At 71.9% G+C, this 19,591-nt stretch carries 22 protein-coding genes and 3 tRNA genes; 11 read left to right on the plus strand and 14 right to left on the minus strand.

Translation table 11 applies throughout. The features are described 5' to 3' along the window. Nucleotides 1-95 precede the first annotated feature (95 nt). Nucleotides 96-1,598 (plus strand): DUF2252 domain-containing protein, encoded by a 1,503-nt coding sequence (locus tag ACZ43H_RS18795; protein ID WP_464585451.1) that lies wholly within the window; start codon nt 96-98, stop codon nt 1,596-1,598. 48 nt (nt 1,599-1,646) lie between these two features. On the opposite strand, the gene ACZ43H_RS18800 is transcribed toward ACZ43H_RS18795, so the two are convergent. From ACZ43H_RS18800 to ACZ43H_RS18815, 4 genes are all read right to left on the minus strand, one after another. Beyond that, nucleotides 1,647-2,456: a class II glutamine amidotransferase gene (locus ACZ43H_RS18800; protein WP_464585453.1), complete on the minus strand. Its 810-nt coding sequence runs from the start codon at nt 2,454-2,456 to the stop codon at nt 1,647-1,649. 159 nt (nt 2,457-2,615) lie between these two features. Next, a complete protein-coding gene (locus ACZ43H_RS18805; RefSeq protein ID WP_464585455.1) occupies nt 2,616-2,795 on the minus strand; it encodes a hypothetical protein in 180 nt (59 codons plus the stop codon). A gap of 178 nt (nt 2,796-2,973) precedes the next feature. After that, nucleotides 2,974-3,684 carry a hypothetical protein gene (locus tag ACZ43H_RS18810; RefSeq protein ID WP_464585456.1) on the minus strand — a complete coding sequence of 237 codons (711 nt, stop codon included), beginning with the start codon at nt 3,682-3,684 and terminating at the stop codon, nt 2,974-2,976. Nucleotides 3,685-4,134: 450 nt separating this feature from the next. Next, a tRNA-Arg gene (locus tag ACZ43H_RS18815) sits at nt 4,135-4,207 on the minus strand. A gap of 110 nt (nt 4,208-4,317) precedes the next feature. Here ACZ43H_RS18815 and ACZ43H_RS18820 point away from each other — a divergent pair. The 3 genes from ACZ43H_RS18820 (at nt 4,318) to ACZ43H_RS18830 (ending at nt 8,109) form a co-directional block, all read left to right on the plus strand. Further along, complete coding sequence (locus ACZ43H_RS18820; protein ID WP_464585458.1) at nt 4,318-4,872, plus strand: hypothetical protein; 555 nt, start codon at nt 4,318-4,320, stop codon at nt 4,870-4,872. Between the two features lie 296 nt (nt 4,873-5,168). After that, entirely contained in the window at nt 5,169-6,977 is a 1,809-nt protein-coding gene (locus tag ACZ43H_RS18825) for a phosphoenolpyruvate carboxykinase (GTP) (RefSeq protein ID WP_464585460.1), read from the plus strand. A 118-nt stretch (nt 6,978-7,095) separates the two neighbouring features. Next, on the plus strand, nt 7,096-8,109 hold the full coding sequence (locus ACZ43H_RS18830; protein ID WP_464585462.1) for a LuxR family transcriptional regulator: 1,014 nt from the start codon (nt 7,096-7,098) through the stop codon (nt 8,107-8,109). 185 nt (nt 8,110-8,294) lie between these two features. Here ACZ43H_RS18830 and ACZ43H_RS18835 read toward each other — a convergent pair whose 3' ends face one another. Then, nucleotides 8,295-8,417, minus strand: a complete 123-nt coding sequence (locus ACZ43H_RS18835) for a hypothetical protein (RefSeq protein WP_464585464.1) — start codon at nt 8,415-8,417, stop codon at nt 8,295-8,297. A 195-nt stretch (nt 8,418-8,612) separates the two neighbouring features. Next, nucleotides 8,613-8,705 (minus strand) — tRNA-Ser (locus ACZ43H_RS18840). A gap of 322 nt (nt 8,706-9,027) precedes the next feature. Here ACZ43H_RS18840 and ACZ43H_RS18845 point away from each other — a divergent pair. Then, nucleotides 9,028-9,684: a septum formation family protein gene (locus tag ACZ43H_RS18845; protein ID WP_464585466.1), complete on the plus strand. Its 657-nt coding sequence runs from the start codon at nt 9,028-9,030 to the stop codon at nt 9,682-9,684. A gap of 82 nt (nt 9,685-9,766) precedes the next feature. Here the strand turns inward: ACZ43H_RS18845 and ACZ43H_RS18850 are convergent, their stop codons facing one another. Further along, a complete protein-coding gene (locus ACZ43H_RS18850; protein WP_464585467.1) occupies nt 9,767-10,228 on the minus strand; it encodes a hypothetical protein in 462 nt (153 codons plus the stop codon). A gap of 113 nt (nt 10,229-10,341) precedes the next feature. On the opposite strand from ACZ43H_RS18850, the gene ACZ43H_RS18855 reads away from it, so the two are divergent. Continuing rightward, nucleotides 10,342-10,773 (plus strand): hypothetical protein, encoded by a 432-nt coding sequence (locus ACZ43H_RS18855; protein ID WP_464585469.1) that lies wholly within the window; start codon nt 10,342-10,344, stop codon nt 10,771-10,773. 59 nt (nt 10,774-10,832) lie between these two features. Then, nucleotides 10,833-10,921 (plus strand) — tRNA-Ser (locus tag ACZ43H_RS18860). A gap of 37 nt (nt 10,922-10,958) precedes the next feature. Here the strand turns inward: ACZ43H_RS18860 and ACZ43H_RS18865 are convergent. Together ACZ43H_RS18865 and ACZ43H_RS18870 are read right to left on the minus strand one after the other, a co-directional pair. Further along, nucleotides 10,959-12,020, minus strand: a complete 1,062-nt coding sequence (locus tag ACZ43H_RS18865) for a hypothetical protein (protein WP_464585471.1) — start codon at nt 12,018-12,020, stop codon at nt 10,959-10,961. Nucleotides 12,021-12,031: 11 nt separating this feature from the next. After that, nucleotides 12,032-12,805: a carbon-nitrogen hydrolase family protein gene (locus ACZ43H_RS18870; RefSeq protein WP_464585473.1), complete on the minus strand. Its 774-nt coding sequence runs from the start codon at nt 12,803-12,805 to the stop codon at nt 12,032-12,034. A gap of 46 nt (nt 12,806-12,851) precedes the next feature. Here ACZ43H_RS18870 and mobA point away from each other — a divergent pair, with 46 nt between their 5' ends. The 4 genes from mobA to ACZ43H_RS18890 all read left to right on the plus strand — a co-directional run bounded on the left by mobA (nt 12,852) and on the right by ACZ43H_RS18890 (nt 15,571). Next, nucleotides 12,852-13,478 carry a molybdenum cofactor guanylyltransferase gene (gene mobA / locus ACZ43H_RS18875; RefSeq protein ID WP_464585475.1) on the plus strand — a complete coding sequence of 209 codons (627 nt, stop codon included), beginning with the start codon at nt 12,852-12,854 and terminating at the stop codon, nt 13,476-13,478. A gap of 4 nt (nt 13,479-13,482) precedes the next feature. After that, on the plus strand, nt 13,483-13,806 hold the full coding sequence (locus ACZ43H_RS18880) for a DUF6457 domain-containing protein (RefSeq protein ID WP_464585477.1): 324 nt from the start codon (nt 13,483-13,485) through the stop codon (nt 13,804-13,806). Nucleotides 13,807-13,859: 53 nt separating this feature from the next. Then, nucleotides 13,860-14,837 (plus strand): NAD(P)H-quinone oxidoreductase, encoded by a 978-nt coding sequence (locus ACZ43H_RS18885; protein ID WP_464585479.1) that lies wholly within the window; start codon nt 13,860-13,862, stop codon nt 14,835-14,837. A gap of 134 nt (nt 14,838-14,971) precedes the next feature. Further along, complete coding sequence (locus ACZ43H_RS18890; RefSeq protein ID WP_464585481.1) at nt 14,972-15,571, plus strand: bacterial proteasome activator family protein; 600 nt, start codon at nt 14,972-14,974, stop codon at nt 15,569-15,571. Nucleotides 15,572-15,578: 7 nt separating this feature from the next. On the opposite strand, the gene ACZ43H_RS18895 is transcribed toward ACZ43H_RS18890, so the two are convergent. From ACZ43H_RS18895 to serS, 5 genes are read right to left on the minus strand one after another with little or no spacing between them, the layout of a single operon-like run. Beyond that, complete coding sequence (locus tag ACZ43H_RS18895) at nt 15,579-16,178, minus strand: hypothetical protein (protein ID WP_464585483.1); 600 nt, start codon at nt 16,176-16,178, stop codon at nt 15,579-15,581. A gap of 17 nt (nt 16,179-16,195) precedes the next feature. After that, nucleotides 16,196-16,990 (minus strand): HAD family hydrolase, encoded by a 795-nt coding sequence (locus ACZ43H_RS18900; protein ID WP_464585484.1) that lies wholly within the window; start codon nt 16,988-16,990, stop codon nt 16,196-16,198. Then, the gene (locus tag ACZ43H_RS18905) at nt 16,987-17,475 is read right to left on the minus strand and encodes a GNAT family N-acetyltransferase (RefSeq protein ID WP_464585485.1); all 489 of its coding nucleotides are present in this window, start codon (nt 17,473-17,475) and stop codon (nt 16,987-16,989) included. The genes ACZ43H_RS18900 and ACZ43H_RS18905 overlap by 4 nt, the downstream gene beginning before the upstream one ends. Continuing rightward, nucleotides 17,472-18,308 (minus strand): HAD family hydrolase, encoded by an 837-nt coding sequence (locus tag ACZ43H_RS18910; protein WP_464585487.1) that lies wholly within the window; start codon nt 18,306-18,308, stop codon nt 17,472-17,474. Before ACZ43H_RS18910 ends, ACZ43H_RS18905 begins: the two co-directional genes overlap by 4 nt. Then, a complete protein-coding gene (gene serS / locus ACZ43H_RS18915; protein WP_464585489.1) occupies nt 18,305-19,585 on the minus strand; it encodes a serine--tRNA ligase in 1,281 nt (426 codons plus the stop codon). Before serS ends, ACZ43H_RS18910 begins: the two co-directional genes overlap by 4 nt. Nucleotides 19,586-19,591 lie beyond the last annotated feature (6 nt).

Below are 19,591 nucleotides of genomic sequence, written 5' to 3' on the forward strand. Positions count from 1 at the left end.
CGACGAAGGGTGGGCGCTGGACTCATGCAGGAGTACCCCGCCGGCCGTACACCGCCCGGCCGGTCCGAGTGATCCGAGCGAGACGGAGCTGAGCCATGTTGAAGCCGACCGAGCACATCGCCCTCGACGAGCGCCGGGCGCGGGGCGGGTCCGCCCGCACCCGGGTCCCCTTGGAGAGCCACGCGCAGTGGGATCCCCCGACGGACCGGCGTGACCCGGTGGACCTGATCGAGGAGCAGGACGCCCGGCGGGACGCCGACCTGGTGCCGGTGCGCCACGGCCGCATGATGGCGTCGCCGTTCACGTTCTACCGCGGTGCGGCCATGATCATGGCCGAGGACCTGGCCCGGACCCCGACCGCGGGGCTGGACGTCCAGCTGTGCGGCGACGCCCACCTGTCGAACTTCGGCGTGTTCGCGTCCCCGGAGAGGAACCTCGTCTTCGACATCAACGACTTCGACGAGACGCTGCCGGGCCCCTTCGAGTACGACGTGAAGCGACTGGCGGCCAGCATCACCGTCGCGGGGCACAACAACAGCTTCTCGGCGTCCGAGGTGTCGGCGATCACCCGGGCCACGGTGCGCGCGTACCGCGAGGCGATGGCCGAGTTCTCGACCATGAGGACGCTGGACGTCTGGTACGCCCACCTGTCCGAGAGCGACCTCGAGAACGCCGTCCGCGAGTTCACCTCCCAGCTCGTCCCCGGCAAGACCAAGGACACGGGCAAGCAGAAGGGCAAGGGGAAGGGGAAAGGGAAGGGGGACGACAAGGCCCGGGCGGCGGCCAAGGAGGCCAAGCAGATGCAGAAGCGCTACACCAAGGCCGTGCAGAAGGCGCACGCGCGGACCAGCATGCAGGCGTTCGCCAAGCTCACCGAGATCGTCGACGGCAGACATCGGATCGCCAGCCTCCCCCCGGTGGTCGTCCCCGTGCGCGAGCTGCACGAGACGTACGGGATCGACCCCGAGGAGCTGGAGGTGGCCGTCCTCGGCTCGTACTCGGAGTACCGCGGGAGCCTCGCACCGGACCGCCAGCAGCTGCTGGACCGCTTCGAGATCGTCGACTGGGCTCGGAAGGTCGTCGGCGTGGGCAGCGTGGGGACGCGCGCGTTCATCCTCCTCCTGGAGGGGCGCAACGAGGACGACCCGCTGTTCCTCCAGGTCAAGGAGGCGACGTCCTCGGTCCTCGAGGGACACCTGCGCAGGAGCCGCTACCGGCAGTCCGGCCAACGGGTGGTGCAGGGGCAGCGGCTGATGCAGGCCACCAGCGACATCTTCCTCGGCTGGAGCAGGGGCGCCGAGGCCGGGCGCCACCTCTACTGGCGCCAGCTGCGCGACATGAAGGGCTCGGCCACCGTCGACCTGATGAATCCGCACGCGCTGCAGTTCTACGGCCGCCTCTGCGGATGGACGTTGGCCCGTGCGCACGCCCGTTCCGGCGACCCGGTCGCGATCGCCGCCTACCTGGGCGCGGACGACACCTTCGACCGCGCGATCACCAAGTTCTCGCAGCTCTACGCCGCCCAGAACGATCGCGACTTCGGGCTCTTCACGGGCGCCATCAGCAGCAACCGGATCCCGGCGCTCGAAGGAGTCTGACCCGCCCGACCGCACCTCCTCGGCGACCGAGTCGCCGGGGAGCCGGTCTCACGCCGTGGCCGCCGGCACCAGCGGCTCGAACGGGCTGATCTTCTCCTCGCCACCGTGGATCTCCAGGCAGCTGGACTCCGGCACCTCACGCCAGGCGCCCCGCAGGTCCCGCAAGGGCTCGGACACGACGAGCCGCGCGTCGTCGGAGAGCAGGTGGAGCGACGGCATGTCCGGGTACTGCTTGCGCAGGGTGGAGACGTCGGTGCTGTGGAACAGCGACCTGGACCGGCCCTCGCTCGAGTAGCGGAAGGCCCAGGTGGTCGCGCCGTCCGTCGTCGCGATGGTCCCCTGCATCGGGAACTCGATGTCGTGCTTCCGGGCCGTCTCCTCGACCAGGCCGATCGCCCGGGCGACCGCCGCCGGGGGGTCCTCCTCGAGGCCGAAGGTCAGGGCCAGGAACAGCAGCATCTCCGAGTCGGTCGTGCCCTCCAGGTCGGCGAACCGCTCGGGCGCCACGGCCAGCGCGAGGTCGCGCTTCATCGCGTGGAACCCGTCGATGAACCCGTTGTGCATCCACAGCCAGTTCCCCTGACGGAACGGGTGGCAGTTCGTCTGCTGCACCGGTGAACCGATGGCGGCGCGGATGTGCGCGAACACGCGCGGCGAGCGGATGTGGGCCGACAGGTCACGCAGGTTGCGGTCGTTCCACGCCGGCTCGATGCTGCGGAACACACCCGGGGTGTCGCCCTCGCCGTACCAGCCCACGCCGAACCCGTCGCCGTTGGTGGCCTCGGCGCCCATCGTCGAGTGCATGCTCTGCACGATCAACGAGTGCTCCGGCTTGTAGAGGAGGTCCTCCAGGGTCACCGGTGAGCCTGAGTACGCGAGCCATCGACACATGACAGTTCTCCCTTGGTCACCCCCATGGCACCTCGACCGCCATGGCTTCGGATCACCCGTGCGGGATGAGAAGCGACGCGGACACAGCGCCTGCCGCGGCCGGGCAGGTGCCGGCCTCGGCGAGGGTCAGGAAGCGTCGATCGACGCGAAGAGGCCGACCATGAGGACGAATGCACCCACGGACTGCAGGAAGAGCGCGGGGCGGTTGGAGATCTTTCCGATCTCGCAGTACCAAGCGAGCAGGATGCCCGCGAACAGGAACGCCGCGCCGATCGCCGCGGTCGTCCGGGCCACTACGACTGTCACCCGGTCAACCTATCCATGCGAGGCGGGTGGCTCGGGACCGGGGCACATCCCCGGTCCCGAGCCCGGTCTCACCGCTGCGCGGTCGAGGCCGTGAGCCTCTGCCGTCGCAGGTGCTCAGCCGTGTAGGTGCTCAGCCGTGTAGGTGCTCAGCCGTGTAGGTGCTCAGCCGTGTAGGTGCTCAGCCGTTGTAGGTGCTCAGCCGGGTCGACTTCCGAAGCGACTGGCCCCCGGAGCCGTCGTAGCTGAGGTTGAACACCCACAGGTCGATGCCCCCGCTCCAACCGCCGTTTCCGTTCTGGTTGTGCTCGTGCCAGAACTTGCCCTCCTTGTCAGCAGCGCAGCCCGACTTGTCCCTGCGCATCTCGATCCAGGCGAATCCATGTCCGGTCTTGAGCGTGAAGCTCTGGGTGTCGTCGTTGACGTTCCAGATGGTCGCGGCATGCCCGTCGCTGTACTTGCTGGTGTAGCCCGAGGTGCGGTGTCCCTCACTGTCAGTGGTGCGCACGCCTTCCGACGCGTTGTACCAGCAGTCCTTGTTGAAGCCGGAGACCTTCATTGCTGCCGCGTCGTAAGGGTCGCCCGAGCCGATGAAGCCGGCCTTGTAGTCCCAGTAGCCGTAGAAGGCGATCCAGCTCTTTCCGTCCTCGGTCCAGTCGGCCCATGCCTTGTGCACCTTGAACGTGTCGTTGTCCAGTCCGCCGCCAGTCCGCTCCACGACATCCGCATCGTCATCCGTGATGATCTGGACGTCCGTGGCTCCGTTGGCGGTCAGCTCCGCGCCGACCTCTTCGGGGGTGATGGCGCCTGGGGCGTCATCGAGCGCGAGCCGTCCGAGCTTCCCGCGGCTGCTGCTCTCACCCGTGGTCAGGTCACGCATCGCCTCCTGCATGGGCGACAGCTCCGCACCGGCCGATCCGGCCTTCGGAGATGTTGCCGCGGCCAAGGGCGAACCCCTGTGGGAGTCGGCACTTCCGGTGTCGGCGAACCCTGCCGCGGCCGGGGAAAGGGCTGCGCTGCCGAGACTCACCGCTCCCAGTGCGACGAGGCTGATGACGTACTTACGATTCCGAGACAATTCTTCTCCCTCAAGAAGCGACCACCTGTGTGATCGCGCCGCCGAGCTGCCCCCGAGCGACGCCGGACGATATCCCGCAGGCCGGCACCCGAGCAGCCGGAGGTCACGCCTGCCCGGTTCGGCGGCAGAAGGTCGCCGGGGGGAGGTGACCAGGTTGCAGCGGCGTCGCTCGCCGGACACGACGGCAGGGCCGACTCCGGGGTGGTACCCCCGAGATGCACGAAGCCGCCGGTCAGCGATGCTGACCGGCGGCTCCTCGTCCTGCGCGCCTGTAGGGATTCGAACCCCAAACCTTCTGATCCGTAGTCAGATGCTCTATCCGTTGAGCTACAGGCGCCCGTCGCCCGGTCTCGCCGAACGACTGGTCGAGAATAGCGGACCTGCCCGGCGATGCCTAAATCAAGGGTCCCCTCGACAGCGTGGGGTGCGCCACGCATCATTCGGCACATGTGCGGACCCGTGCGTACGACGCCCCGCGCGGCGGCCCTCGTCGCGCTCGCGGTGCTCGCCGCCGGCCTCTCCGCGTGCTCCGGCGGTGACGGCTCCGGCACGCCCGAGCAGCCCGCCTCGCCCGGCAGCGTCGCGGCGTACCCCGAGCAGCCGCACGTCACGGCCCGGGTCGACGTGACGGTCCGGGCGGCGCTGAGCGTGATGACCGACGACGGGTGCAGCCCGCAGGAGGAGCGGCGGGTCTGCTCCGTCGACGGCACCGAGACCTGGGCGCCGATCGAGCAGCCCGCCCCGGCCACCCTGGTCGAGGCGCGGACCCGGCTGGCGCACGAGCACACCTCGTGGACGACCGTGCTCCGCTTCTCCCCCGGCTCGGCGCCCGCCCTGAGGGCCGCGGCCCGGGAGGCGGGGGCGAGCGGGGGCGTCGTGCTGGTGATGGCGCACGACCGTGTGCTGACCGCCGTGCCCGCCGCCGCCGTCGTCGGCCGGACCGTCGTCCTCAGGGAGCTCGACAAGCCCGCGGCCTGGCAGGTCGTCGAGTCCTTCGGGTGAGCGGCCCGATCGGGCGGCCTGGTCGGGCGGTCGAGCAGGACGCCCCTGACCAGGGCCGATGGAGCTTGTGACCACCTGCACGAAGCGTTGAACGATCCAATAGGAGGCGCCCAGGGGCGGCGGTTACCCTCAGCCCATCCCGGGCGCGGGGCACTGCGTCTCGGGGCACCATGTCGCCGACAACGACGCCGAGCGATCCACCACTACTCCACGACACACCGTCGATACGCTCGACGGCCGGCGGCGCCTTCCCGCAGCGGAGGCGACCACCGCGAATGCGCGAGAGGGAACCCCAGATGACCGCCGAGACCCAGGCACCCACCACCCATCAGGGCATCCTCGACTTCGTCAACGAAGTCGCGGCGATGACCCGACCCGACTCCATCCACTGGTGCACGGGATCCGACGAGGAGTGGACCGAGCTCACCGACGCTCTGGTCTCGACCGGCACCTTCACGCGGCTCAACCCCGCGATCAAGCCGAACTCCTTCTACGCCGCCTCCGACCCCATCGACGTCGCACGCGTCGAGGACCGGACCTACATCTGCTCGGTCGACGAGAAGGACTGCGGGCCCACCAACAACTGGATGGACCCGGACGAGATGAAGGCCATCATGCGCGACCTCTACGAGGGCTGCATGCGGGGCCGGACGATGTACGTCATCCCGTTCGTGATGGGCCACCTCGACGCGGAGAAGCCGATGTTCGGCGTCGAGATCACCGACTCCGCCTACGTCACCGCCTCGATGCGCGTGATGGCCCGCATGGGCAGCCACGTCCTGGCCCGGATGGAGGAGCTGGACGCCGAGTTCGTCCCGGCCCTGCACTCCGTGGGCATGCCCCTCGAGCCCGGCCAGGCCGACGTCGCGTGGCCGTGCAACGACACCAAGTACATCGTGCAGTTCCCCGAGGAGCGCGCGATCTGGTCCTTCGGCTCCGGGTACGGCGGCAACGCGCTGCTGGGCAAGAAGTGCTACGCCCTGCGCATCGCCTCGGTCATGGCCCGCGACGAGGGCTGGCTGGCCGAGCACATGCTCATCCTCAAGCTCACCTCGCCCGAGGGCACGGTCAAGTACATCGCCGCGGCGTTCCCCTCCGCCTGCGGCAAGACCAACCTCGCGATGCTGGCCCCGACCATCCCGGGCTGGAAGGTCGAGACCCTCGGCGACGACATCGCCTGGATGCGGGTCGGCGAGGACGGCCGCCTGTGGGCGGTCAACCCCGAGTACGGCTTCTTCGGCGTCGCCCCTGGCACCAACGAGCACACCAACCCGAACGCGATGAAGACCATCAACAAGGGCAACTCGGTCTTCACCAACGTCGCGCTCACCGAGGACGGCGACATCTGGTGGGAGGGCCTCGAGAACCCGCCCGCCAAGGCCACCAGCTGGAAGGGCGAGCCCTGGACCCCCGAGTCCGAGGAGCTGTCCAGCCACCCGAACAGCCGCTACTGCACGCCGATCAAGCAGTGCGACATCCTCGCGCCGGAGTACGACGACCCGCGCGGCGTCCCGATCGACGCGATCCTGTTCGGCGGTCGCCGCAAGACGACCGTCCCGCTGGTCTTCGAGGCCCGCGACTGGACGCACGGCACCTTCCTCGGCGCGACGCTCTCCTCGGAGACCACCGCGGCCGCGGTCGGCGCGGTCGGCGTGGTGCGTCGCGACCCGATGGCGATGCTGCCGTTCATCGGCTACAACGCCGGCGACTACTTCAACCACTGGATCACGGTCGGCAAGGACAACGACGCCGCCAAGCTGCCGAAGATCTTCTACGTCAACTGGTTCCGTCGTGACGACGAGGGCGGCTTCCTCTGGCCGGGCTTCGGCGAGAACAGCCGCGTGCTGAAGTGGGTCGTGGAGCGCATCGACGGCCAGGCCGCGGCGGTCGAGACCCCGATCGGCCACGTGCCGGCGCCGGGCTCGCTCGACGTGGACGGCCTCGACATGACCGAGGACGCCCTCGCGGCCGCCCTCGCCGTCGACGTCGAGGAGTGGCGGGCCGAGATCCCGCAGATCCAGGAGTGGTTCGAGAAGTTCGGCGACGACCTCCCCGCCGTCCTCTGGACCGAGCTCGACGGCCTCAAGACGCGCCTGGGGAGCTGACCCGGCTCCGTCCGCACACCGCGAGGGCCCCATCCGTTCCCGGATGGGGCCCTCTGCGCGTGGGGCCTGTGGGATCATGGCGACGTCTGGGATCGGGGGGCGAGTGGAAGGGACATCTGTGGAGACCTACGGCCCCGAGGACCGTGCGCTCTTCGAGACCGCCGCGACCCAGCTCTTCGAGGAGATCATCGCCAAGAGCGGCATCTCCACCCAGGACCCCCGCATCGTGGCCGGTGGCGCCCTGGAGGAGCCGTTCGCGCTCCTTCGCCGGCTCAACCTCGTCAACCGCGACCCCGCCACCGACACCTGGCAGGGCGTCGACCCCACCACCGTCCAGTCCCGCGTCGTGGCCCCGCTCGGTCAGCGGGGCACGGACCTGCTCGCGGAGTCGTCCAGCTGGGCGAAGGCGTTCGGGGTGCTCGACCACGCCTGGCGACGCGCCGCCCGCGCCCCGTCGCGGGGCCCCTTCACCTACGTCCACGCCGAGGCCATCGACCCGTTCCTCGAGGGCCTGGTCGCCGACTGCGAGGAGGAGATGCTCACCGCGCAGCCGCAGACCGGCCGGGACCCCCGCAAGCTCGCACTCGCCGCGCTCCGCGACACCAACCTGCTCGAGCGGGGCGCCAGGATCCGGACGCTCTACCAGCACAGCGCCCGCCGGAGCTCGGTGACGAGGAAGTACGTCGCCGCCGTCACCGACCGTGGCGCCGAGGTCCGGACGCTCGACGAGTTCTTCAACCGGATGATCGTGATCGACCGCCGGGTCGCCGTGATCCCCAGCGGCGACGACCTCAGCGTGGCCATGGCCGTGCGGGAGCCGTCGGTCGTGGCCTACCTCGTCGACGTCTTCGAGAGGTCCTGGGAGCGGGCTCGCCCCTTCACCAGCAGCGAGACCGCCCTGATGAAGGACATCGCCGCCGAGCAGCGCGCGATGACGCTGCGGATGCTGATCGAGGGCCACTCCGACCCGGTCTCGGCCAAGCGGCTCGGGGTCAGCCCGCGCACCTACGCGGGCTACGTCGCCGACCTCAAGACCGAATTCGAGGCGGAGACCCGGTTCCAGCTCGGCTACGTGATCGGCCAGCAAGGGATCTCCGGCTCGGAGTCCACCCCGGACTCGGGCGGCTCCTGAGCCGCTGGACGCCGCGCCGCCTCCGGGCGGGGGCAACCAGCTCACGCACAAATGTCGCGAGGGCAACGACCGGGTGGTCGTTGCCCTCGCGCTGATGAGACGGGCCGGGGGGTGGCACTGGGACCGAACAAGGTGGGGGGTGAGTTGGGTCCCCGTCTCACGTCTGTGTGGAGTTGCTCCCTACGTCACTTCTGGACGTGGACGTAACCCCAGCTGCTGTCAGCCTGCGCCGGGGCGCTGATCCCGAGAAGCCCGAGGCTGAGGCCGGCGGTGGCTACTGCGATGGCCGCCTTGCGTGCGATGTTCATGAATCCCTCCAGCTTCGATTTTCTAGGCCCACGGAACGGCCATGCAAGAAGTGTGTTGCAGTTCTGCATTTCTCGGGGGTCGAACGTTCCCTCAGATTTCTGCATTGCACATTCATGCAAACGAGGCTCCAGGATGCACGATCCTGCAGACGGGATCGGCCCCCTCCGGAGGAGCTCCGAAGGGGGCCGACACACTGGCGGAGGCGGCGGGATTTGAACCCGCGAGAGGGGTTTGCCCTCAACCCGCTTAGCAGGCGGGCGCCATAGACCGGACTAGGCGACGCCTCCCGACAGCCAGCACAGGCTACAAGGAGGCCCCGGTCGGGGACGAATCAGGGGGCGGAGCGTCGCGCCCGACGTCCGGCCTCGCGGGGGGTGTCCCTGGCGCCGGGCACGACGGCTCTTCACCGTGTCGGTCCCTGGCCGTACTGTTCAAGGGTCGTCTCGAGTCTGGGGCAACCCCTTGACGTTCCCGCGCACCGTCGTGCTCGGCCTGGTGTCAGTCCTCGTCACCGGCTGTGGAGGGAGCACGCCCGACGACCCTCCGCGGGCGGACGGGACGGGTTCCGCGATCCAACCGGGCTCTGCGGCCGAGGGAACCTGCTGGCGGGTGCCTCCGGAGCTCGTGGCCGACGACGACTACTGGCGCGACGACTCGCAGACCGTGTCGTGCACCGCGCCGCACACGACGGAAACCGTGTTCGTGTACCCGCTGGCACGCCCCACCCCGGACGCGGCCCTGGAGGTCTCGGAGCGCTGCCACGCCTACGTTCGCGGGTACGTAGGCATCAGCGACGCGTCCTGGATCCCGTGGTCCGTAGTCCTCTTCCTACCCAGCGAGAAGCAGGTCGACGACGGGGCCTCATGGGTGCGCTGCGACCTCTTCTTCCCGGCGACCACCGGGAAGTCGGCCCCCCGCGAGACCTCCTTCTCCGGCCGTGACGCCGCCCGCCGTCCACCGGCAGGGTCGTGGGCCTGCCTCGACCACGCCCCAGACCCCCGCCGCAGGCAGGCCTACGTCAGCTGCACCGAGCCACACCTCTTCGAGGCGACCGGGGACGTCATCCACACCGCCCCCACATCCACCTACCCGACGCGCCGGGAACGAGCCCGTGCGGCGACCCAGTGCGACGGCCGCATACCTCGCGGCGACGGTCTGGTTCCCTCGGTGCTGTGGGGCTCGGTGGTCGAGGGGAGCGACCTGTCCGGGGCATGCCTGTTCCACCGAGCCGACGGTCGGCCCCTGCCGCCCCGCAGCCAGCCGTGACTCGCGCCCTCGCCATCATCGTGGACGGCGCCTGCGCTCGGCGGCCCCGCGCCTGGTGCGCGTGAACTGGGGGCGTACGCCGTCACAGCGGGCGCAGGCCCTGGCCCCGCCGCACGTGGTCCCGCACGTCGCGGGCGAGCTCCTCACGGTCGGCCGCCACCGCGGCCACCGGGATCGTGGTGGTGGTCCCGCCGCGCAGGCGCAGCACGAGGCAGTCGATGCCGCGCGGCGAGGCGGCGACCACCTCCTCGACGTCCTTCCACCGGGCCTCGGTGACGCCCGCGCCCCGGATCAGCCGGACCCGGTAGCCGTCCTCGTCGAGGTGGACGACGTACGTCCGACGGGTCAGGAACCAACCGCCCCCGAAGACCAGGACCAGGCCGAGCACGGCCAGCAGCACGATCAGGTCCAGCGACAGGTGCAGGACCGCCACCAGCGCGGTCGCGGCGAAGAGGAGGAGGGCGAGGACGACCAGGAGCGTGCCCATCAACCGGGCGCCGAGGGCGGGCGAGAGTCGATAGTCGGACGAGGTGGGACCGGGCATGGAGATGATTGAACAAGACACCGGAACTCGAGGGCCAACCGGCCTTGTCGAGCGCCCGCGAGGCGGGTCACACTCGAACCCCACCCCACTCCGGCTTCCCCCGGGAGACAGCCATGGTCGCACCCACTCCCCTCGCGAGCACCCCGCCGGACCGCCGTCCGGCGGCCCCCGTCCCCGGCGGCCTGCCGGAGGCGCTGGGCCGGCTGCAGCAGGCGCTGGACGCACCGCGCGGCGCCGCGGCCGACCGCAGCGGCTGGGGCTGGACCGTGCGGCAGCGGATGGCCGCCGTCCGGGACGCGCTGGTCGCCGAGGACGACCTGATCGACGACGGGTGGCTCGCCGCCCGCAGCGGCGGCCTGCTGCGCGAGCGGCAGGCCCTCGTCAGCCGGCTCGCCGCCGCGGGACCGGCCGTGCTCGAGAGCCCCGACGTCGAGCGGGTGCGCACCGAGGTCCACCGGCTGGTCGTCGACGTCAGCCACCACCTGCAGCGCCGGCACGACCTGGCCTACGACGCCGTCGAGCTCGAGCTGGGCGGCGAGGAGTAGGTCCCCGGCCCGGCACCCGGCGCCTCTAGACTGCTCCGGTGCCCGCCCCCGGGCGGCACGGAGGGGTGCCGGAGTGGCCGATCGGAACCGCCTTGAAAGCGGTCGCTGGCAGAGATGTCAGCCGCGGGTTCGAATCCCGCCCCCTCTGCCGAGCACCCGCGCCGGTCCAACCGCCGCCGGTCGGGTCACTGCAGAGCGGCCGTGCGGGGCGGCTCGGGCCGCGCCGCCGCGGCCTCCTCGGCCCGGCGGGCGCGGCTGCCGCGCGGGCCGGTGAGCGCGAGGTCCACCCGGATCACGACGAAGCCCAGCACCAGGCCGCCCACGACGCCGTACGCCACGGACAGCCCGCTCTCGGCCAGGGAGATCGCCGGGTTGAGCAGCGCCTGCGTCACCGGTGCGGTCGCGGCGACCCCGAAGGCGCACACCCACCAGCCCTGACGCCGGCGGGCGCGCATGTGGCAGCCCCACGCGAGCGCCGGGATCCCGAGCACCGTCTCGATCGGCCGCGGGAACGCCCCGAGCGTGTCCCGGCTCCACACGACGCCGTCGAGCAGGGAGGAGACCAGGCCCGGGGTGCCGTAGCGGCGCAGCAGCTCGGCGTACGCGAGCGTCAGCCCGAGCACGGCGGTGCCGACCAGCACCGTGAGGATGCCGCGCCGGCCGAGGCCGTGCAGGCCGGCGCCGAGGCGGTAGACGACGCCGAAGGCACCGAGCACGGCCAGCCCGAGCGTGGCGTACTCGAAGCGGGCCAGGGTGATGACCGGCTCGAAGCCCACCGTGGCCAGCGCCCCCACGGCGGCGATCAGGACCGCGATCACGGCCTCCCGGGCCGCGCCGACGAAGCGGACCGCCGGCACCGTCGCCATCACCGCGAGCACCGCGGAGACCACGCAGGTCATCACCGCCGCCCCCGTCCGCAGGAAGGGCGCGTCCGCGGCGAGCACCAGCACCCCGAGCGCCAGGGCGAGGGAGCCGAAGATGACGGGGCGGCCACCCGTGCGGGCGGCGAGCGCCCACGAGTAGACGCTCACGACCGCGACCGCGCCGGCCCTGCCCAGCCAGGCGGGACCGACCGGCACCATCGCGGCGACCAGCGCCGCGAGCCCGGCGAGCAGGCCGACACACCCGGCCGCGAGCGGCAGCCGCGAGGCCGCCAGCCCACCGATCGTGTCGCGGCCCCGGCCCCACGCCCGGCTCGACCGCGACGGCGGGCGGCTGGCACGACGACGCGGGGCGGGCGAGGACACGACGTGGAAGGTTACATTCGCCGGTTCGCGAGCGAGGGGTTGGTACGCCGCGCCTCCTCCAGCCGCGCGCGCTCCAGGGTGGCGGTGAGCAGGTCGGGGCCGTCCCCGGCCTCCACCAGCACGTCGCCGAGCGGGTCGACGACCAGCGAGTGGCCGCTGTAGCGCGGGGCCGGCTGGCCCACGGCGACGACGTACACGGTGTTCTCGATGGCCCGGGCCCGGACCAGCGTGCGCCAGTGCTCGACCTTGCGCAGGCCCGCCACCCACGCGGCCGGGACGACCAGCACCTCGGCACCGGCGTCGACGAGCGCCCGCCCGAGCTCGGGGAAGCGCAGGTCGTAGCAGGTCATCAGGCCGACGGCGAAGCCGCCGACCTCGACCACCCGCGGTCGCACCGGGCCGGCGCCGAGCCGGTCGGACTCGCGGTAGCCGAAGGAGTCGTAGAGGTGGATCTTGCGGTAGTCCGCGGTGGCGGCGCCACGCATCACCAGCGTGTTGAACGGCCGGGCCGGGTCCTCCCCGGACTCGAACATCCCCGCCACCACCGTGGTGTCCCGCTCCTTCGCGACCCGTGCCAGCTCGGCGGCGAACGGTCCATCCGTCGTCTCGGCGAAGGGGCTCACGTCGGAGCCGGCCTCGCCGAAGTCGCGGGCCCAGGCCTCCGGCAGGACGACGAGGTCCGCGCCCTCCGGCACCAGGTCGGCGAGCCGGGCGCGGTTCACCTCCGGGTCGAGGTCGGCGGCCTGCTGGACGAGGGCGACGCGCAGCTGCGTGGGATCCGTCACGGGTCCAGCCTGCCACCGGCGGCACGGGCGGTGGGAGACTGCGGGCGTGGATCTCGCTCCCGGAACCACCGGTTTCGCCGCTGTCGTCCTCGCCGGCGGCACGGCCGCCCGCCTCGACGGGGCCGACAAGGCGTCCCTCGAGCACGCCGGCCGCACGCTCCTCGAGTGGGCTCTCGACGCCCTCCTCGACGCCGCCGAGGTCGTCGTCGTGGGCGACCCCGTCCCGACCACCCGGCCGGTGACCTTCGTCCGCGAGGACCCGAGGTACGGCGGACCGGTGGCGGCCCTGCTCACCGGGCGGGACGCCCTGGCCCGGCGCGCGACCTCCCTCGGGGTCCTGGCCGTGGACATGCCCCGCGTGACGGCGTACACCTTCCGCCGGCTGCACGAGGCCGCCGTGGACCGCGACGGCGCCTTCCTCACCGACGTCGACGGACGCAGGCAGCTCGCCGGCGTGCTGGACCTGGCCCGGCTCGACGCGGTGCGGCCCGACCACGAGGGCCAGCACGGTATGGCCATCCGCCGGCTGCTCGCCGGTCTCGACCTCGCGGAGGTGGCCCCGCAGGGCGACGAGGGCCGGGACGTCGACACCTGGGCGGACGTGCGGGACCTGCAGGAGCAGAATCGCGGCGTGTCAGGGGTTGCGGCACCCGCCCGGATCTGGGAAACCTGAGAACGTGAACCTGCACGACTGGATCGACGAGCTGAGCGACGTCCTCGACATCGAAGCCGAGATCGACGAGGGGCTGGTCCTCGACCTCGCCCGCACGGTCGCGCACACCGTGGAGCGGCCGGCCGCGCCCGTGACGGCGTACCTCCTCGGCCTGGCCGCCGGCTCGAGCGGCGCGGACCCGGAGAGGGTCGAGGCGCTCGCCGCCCGGGCGCAACGCCTCGCCGAGGGCTGGGACCGCCCGGCCGACGCCCCCGACCCCGACGACGTCGACGACCCGATCCCCGACGACACCGGGGTCGACCACACCGCGGACACCTTCGACGACTGAACCGGACCGCGGGGGACAGCGCCGGCTGCGGGCGGGGTCCTAGGGTGGCGGGCATGCGCGCCGTCATCGCCTCCGGGGCCGGAGGGCCCGACGTCCTGTCCGTCGCCGATCTGCCCGACCCCGAGCCGGGCCCCGGCGAGGTGGCCATCTCGATCACCGCGACCGCGATCAACCGGGCCGACCTGCTGCAGCGGCAGGGGCACTACCCGCCGCCGCCCGGCTCCTCGGGCATCATCGGCCTCGAGTGCAGCGGCACCATCGACGCGGTGGGGCCCGACGTCACCGACTGGGCGGTGGGCGACGAGGTGTGCGCGCTGCTCGCCGGCGGCGGCTACGCGACCCGGGTGGTCGTCCCCGCCGGCCAGGTGATGCCCGTGCCGGACGGGGTGGACCTGGTGACCGCGGCCGCGCTGCCGGAGGTCGCGTGCACGGTCTGGTCCAACGTCTTCATGATCGCGGCGCTGCAGCCGGGCGAGAACCTCCTCGTGCACGGCGGGGCCGGCGGCATCGGCACCTTCGCGATCCAGCTCGCCGCGGCCAACGGGTCGCGGGTGTTCACCACCGGGGGCACGCCGGAGAAGCTCGCCGCGTGCGCGGACCTCGGCGCCGACGTCACCATCAACTACCGCGACGAGGACTTCGTCGAGGTCGTGCGGGACAAGACCGACGGCCACGGCGCCGACGTGATCCTGGACAACATGGGCGCGAAGTACCTCGGCCGCAACGTGGACGCCCTCGCGAAGGAGGGCCGCCTCGTCATCATCGGGATGCAGGGCGGCACCAAGGGCGAGCTCGACATCGCCAAGCTGCTGAACAAGCGCGGCGCGGTCGTCGCCACCTCCCTGCGCTCCCGCCCCGTCGCCGACAAGTCCGCCATCTGCGCCTCCGTCGTCGAGCACGTGTGGCCCCTGGTCTCCGAAGGCCGGGTCCGCCCCATCGTCCACGGCACCATGCCGCTCGAGGAGGCCGCCGCCGCCCACGCCCTGATGGAGTCCGGCGAGCACATGGGCAAGATCGTCCTCACCACCTGATTTCGGGGAGATAGTCCGGCACGTTCCTGCTCACAGGTGGATGGTCCGGCACGTTCCTGACCCCCGTGACGTCAGAAACGTGCCGGACTATCCGTTGGGAGGGCTCTCTTCAGCCACCACCTAGGCTGGGGCGCATGACTGAGAACCCCGGCGAGCAGGAGCAGCAGGTCGTGATCATCGGGCCCGACGGGCAGCCGATGGGGTCGGTCCCGGCCTCGGCGATCGCGCAGATGAACGCCGCCGAGTCCGAGTCGGGGGACGAGGACGGGGACGGGGAGGAGCGGGCTCTCACCGACCTCGTCGAGCAGCCCGCCAAGGTGATGCGGATCGGCAGCATGATCCGCCAGCTCCTCGAGGAGGTGAAGGCGGCCCCGCTCGACGAGGCCAGCCGCAACCGGCTCAAGGAGATCCACCAGGCCTCCATCAAGGAGCTCGAGGCCGGGCTCGCGCCCGAGCTGGTCGAGGAGCTGGAGCGGCTGACCCTCCCGTTCACCGAGGACCAGACCCCGTCCGAGGGCGAGCTGCGGATCGCGCAGGCCCAGCTCGTCGGCTGGCTCGAGGGCCTCTTCCACGGCATCCAGACCGCGATCTATGCCCAGCAGATGGCGGCCCGGGCCCAGTTCGAGCAGATCCGTCGCGCACTGCCGCAGGGGATGGTGCCGCAGCAGGACGGGCAGCAGACCGAGCAGCAGGCGCCGCACCGGCCCGGCGAGTCCGGCGGCATGTACCTCTGAGGTCGGGTCAGGCGCGCTTGCCGAGGCGGCGTACGACGACCAGGCCGAGCAGGCCCACCAGCACGAGGGCGACCCCGGGGGCGGCGAGCCGCGGCAGGCTGGTCGGCTCGGCGTCCGCGACCCGCGTGAACTCCGCCTGCTCGGGAGCCGGCGGCACCGCCGCGTGGCCGTCGCCGAGCAGCTTCTCCACCTGGGTGACCAGCGCGTCCTTCGCCGGCGCCGTGCCACTGCAGGAGTCGGTGGTCATCGCCGTCCCGTCGACCTTGACGAAGAAGACGTACTTCTTGTCGGCCACCAGGTCGTCGAGCCCGCAGGAGCTCCCGGCGCCCTCGGAGGTGACGTCGACCGTCGTGGTCGTGACGTCGCCCTTGTAGACCCGCTCGACCCTGACGGAGTACGTCGTCGAGGCCCGGTCGCCCTTGCCCTTGCTGGTCACGTCGGTGACCGTGCCGGTGAAGACGTCGTCGGCCTTGCCGGCCTGCGTCTGCGGCTTCGTGGTCGCGCAGGTGCAGGCGTGGGCCGGCAGCTGGCCCAGCACCACGCCGGAGCCGGCGAGCAGCAGGGCGGCCAGGAGGCGGCGGCCGGCGAAGGACAGGGGGGCGGACACGCGCCCATCGAAACAGATCACAGGTCGAACACACCAGCCAGCACCCGCGCGACGCCGTCCTCGTCGTGCCCGGGAGCCACGTGGTGCGCGGTCTCGGTGACCGTGGGGTGTGCGTCGGCCATCGCGTAGGCGGTGCCGGCCCACGCGAGCATCGGCAGGTCGTTGGGCATGTCGCCGAACGCGATCACGTCGGCCGCGTCGACCCCGAGGTCGTCGCACAGCATCGCCAGCGTGGACGCCTTGGTCACGCCGGGGGCGCTGATCTCCAGCAACGACGTCGCCGTCGACCAGGTGATGACGAGCCGGCCGAGCACGACCGCCTCGGCGACGTCCCAGAACTCCTGCGGCGCCAGCTCCTCGTGCCGCGCGAGCAGCTTGAGCGCGGGCCGGGTGAACAGCTCCTCGACGGGGGCGCGCCGGGCCGCGTCGGGCACCGGGTGGCGCTCCTGGAAGGCCGGCTCCAGGCCGATCCCCTCCAGCGTCTCGACGGCGTACGACGTCCCGGGCACCGCCTCGCGCAGCAGGGTGCAGACCTCCAGCCCGAGCGCGGGGTCGATCGGTCGCTCGAGGTGCGGCCGGGACCGGGCCACGTCCCACACCAGGGCGCCGTTGGACACCACGGCCAGGCCGTGCTCCCCGACCAGCCCGAAGACCTCCTCGGTCCAGCGCAGCGGGCGTCCCGTCACGAAGACGACGGGGACGCCGCGACGCTCGATCTCGGCGAGCACCTCGCGGGTGAAGTCCGAGACGGTCCCGTCGGAGCGGACCAGGGTGCCGTCGAGGTCGGTGGCGACCAGCCGGGGCAGGCTCACGGGAGCGGACGGGCCATGACCAGCTCGCCGTCGTCGTTCGCGCCGCGCAGCTCGGTGAAGCCACACTTGGCGAGGACGCGGATGCTGGCGGTGTTGTCGGGCCGCACGCTGGCCCGGATCCGGACCCCGCTGCGGTCCGCCTGGTCGAGCAGGCCGCGCAGCGCCTCGGTGGCGGCGCCGTGACCCCGGGCGTCGGCCACCAGGCCGTACCCCACCTCGGTCTCGGGGGTGCCGTCGACGTCCGCGGGCGGGCCGAAGAAGCCGATCGACCCGACGACCAGGCCGTCGAAGGCGCGCACGATGTGGCGCGGCCCCCACGGGTCGACCTCGCCGCGCACCATCGAGACGGCGTCACGGTCGTCCTCGCGGGGGTAGTCGGGGTGCCACTGCGGCCGCCGGCGCCCGGCCAGCATGTCCTCGCGCTCGTCGAGGGTCACCAGCGGCAGGCGCAACCGCAGGGTGGTCACCTCCGCGTGCAGGCTCACGGTCGCCCGTCCCGGAACCAGCGGTCGAGCTCCACGGCGACCCCGTCGTCGTACACGCTCGCGGTGACGTCGTGGGCCGCGGCGCGGACCTCGTCGATGGCCTGTCCCATGGCGACACCGCGGCGCACCCACTGCAGCATCTCGATGTCGTTGCGGCCGTCGCCGATGGCCAGCGCGTGCTCGGGTCCCAGCCCGAGCTCGCCGGCGACCCGCTCGAGGCCGGAGGCCTTGGAGACCCCGACCGGAGCCAGGTCCAGCCAGGCGGTCCAGCCGACCACGTAGTTGATGCCGTGCAGGCCGAGCTTCTCGGCCAGCGCGACGAAGTCGTCGACCGTGGCCTCGGGGTCGCGGATGATCACCCGGCTGACCGGGCCGGCGACGATCTCCTCGACCTCGGCGATCGTCATCTCGCCGGAGAGCTCACCGTCGGGGAAGTGCCGGTTGACCCGGTAGCCCACACCGCGCTCCTCGACCGCGACCAGCGCGTTGGGGTGGTGCTCCAGCACCGCCTCCACCGCCGGGCGGGCGTCGAACGTCTCCTCGTGCACGACCTCGACCGGCGGGTAGCGGAACACCACGGCCCCGTTGGACGCGACAACCCACAGGCGCTCACGCTCGCCGCCGTGCAGGTCGAGCAGGTCCGCGATGCGGGTCATGCCGTGGGGCGAGCGGCCGCTGGCGAGCACGACGTGCGCGCCGCCGTCGAGGGCGCGGTGCACGGCGTCGTACACCGCCGGCGCGATCTCCTCGTGGGTCGTCCCGGAGCCCTCGACCCACTTGAGCAGGGTGCCGTCGATGTCGAGGGCGACCAGCCGTGGCTGCCAGTCGCTCACTGGGCGACCGGCTCCAGGACCTCGCGGCCACCCAGCCACGGCTGCAACGCCTTGGGCACCCGCACCGACCCGTCCGCCTGCTGGTGGGTCTCGAGGATCGCCACGATCGCGCGCGGGATGGCGCACAGGGTGCCGTTGAGGGTCGCGAGCGGCCGGACCTCGCTGCCGCCGTCCGCGGCGAACCGGCCGCGGATGTCGAGGCGGCGGGTCTGGAACTCGGTGCAGTTCGAGGTCGAGGTGAGCTCGCGGTACTTCCCCTGCGTGGGGATCCACGCCTCGCAGTCGAACTTCCGCTGCGCGGAGAGCCCGAGGTCGCCGGCGGCGGTGTCGATCACCTGGTAGGCGAGCTCGAGCTTGTCGAGGAAGGCCTTCTCGATCTCCAGCAGCCGCTGGTGCTCGGCGTAGGAGTCCTCGAGCGTCGTGTAGACGAACATCTCGACCTTGTCGAACCAGTGCACGCGGATGATGCCCTTGGTGTCCTTGCCGTGCGAGCCGGCCTCCTTGCGGAAGCAGGGGCTGAACGCGGCGTACCGAAGCGGCAGCGAGGCCCCGTCGAGGATCTCGTCGGAGTGGTACGCCGCCATCGGGACCTCCGAGGTCCCGACGAGGTACATGTCCTGGCCCTCGATCCGGTAGACGTCGTCGGCGGCCTGGCCGAGGAAGCCGGTGCCGTCCATCGCGCGCGGCTTGACCATCGACGGAGCGATCACCTGGGTGAAGCCGAAGTCGCGGGCCGTCTCGTTGGCCAGGTTGATCAGCGCGAACTCCAGCTCTGCACCGACGCCGGTGAGGAAGTAGAACCGCGACCCCGAGACCTTGGCGCCCCGCTCGAGGTCGATCGCGCCGAGCAGCCGGCCGAGCTCCACGTGGTCGCGGGGCTCGAAGTCGAACTGCCGCGGCGTGCCCACGGTCTCGAGGACCACGAAGTCGTCCTCGCCACCGGCGGGCGCCTCGTCGGCCGCGAGGTTGGGGATGCTCATCAGGGCGGCCTGCCAGGTCTCCTCGGCGGCGGCCTGGGCGGCCTCGGCGGCCTTCACGTCCGCGGCCAGGGTCTTGGTGCGCGCGAGCAGCTCGGCCTTCTCCTCGCCCTGGGCCTTCGGGATCAGCTTGCCGAGCTGCTTCTGCTCCGCGCGCTTGGCCTCGAAGTCCGCGATCGCGGCCCGGCGGGCGGAGTCCGCGGCGAGCGCGCTGTCCACGACGTCGGCGGACAGCCCGCGCTTGGCCTGGGCGGCGCGCACGCGGTCGGGGTCGTCTCGGAGCACTCGCGGGTCGATCATCCCGGG

It is taken from the genome of Nocardioides sp. DN36, from assembly GCF_055380375.1.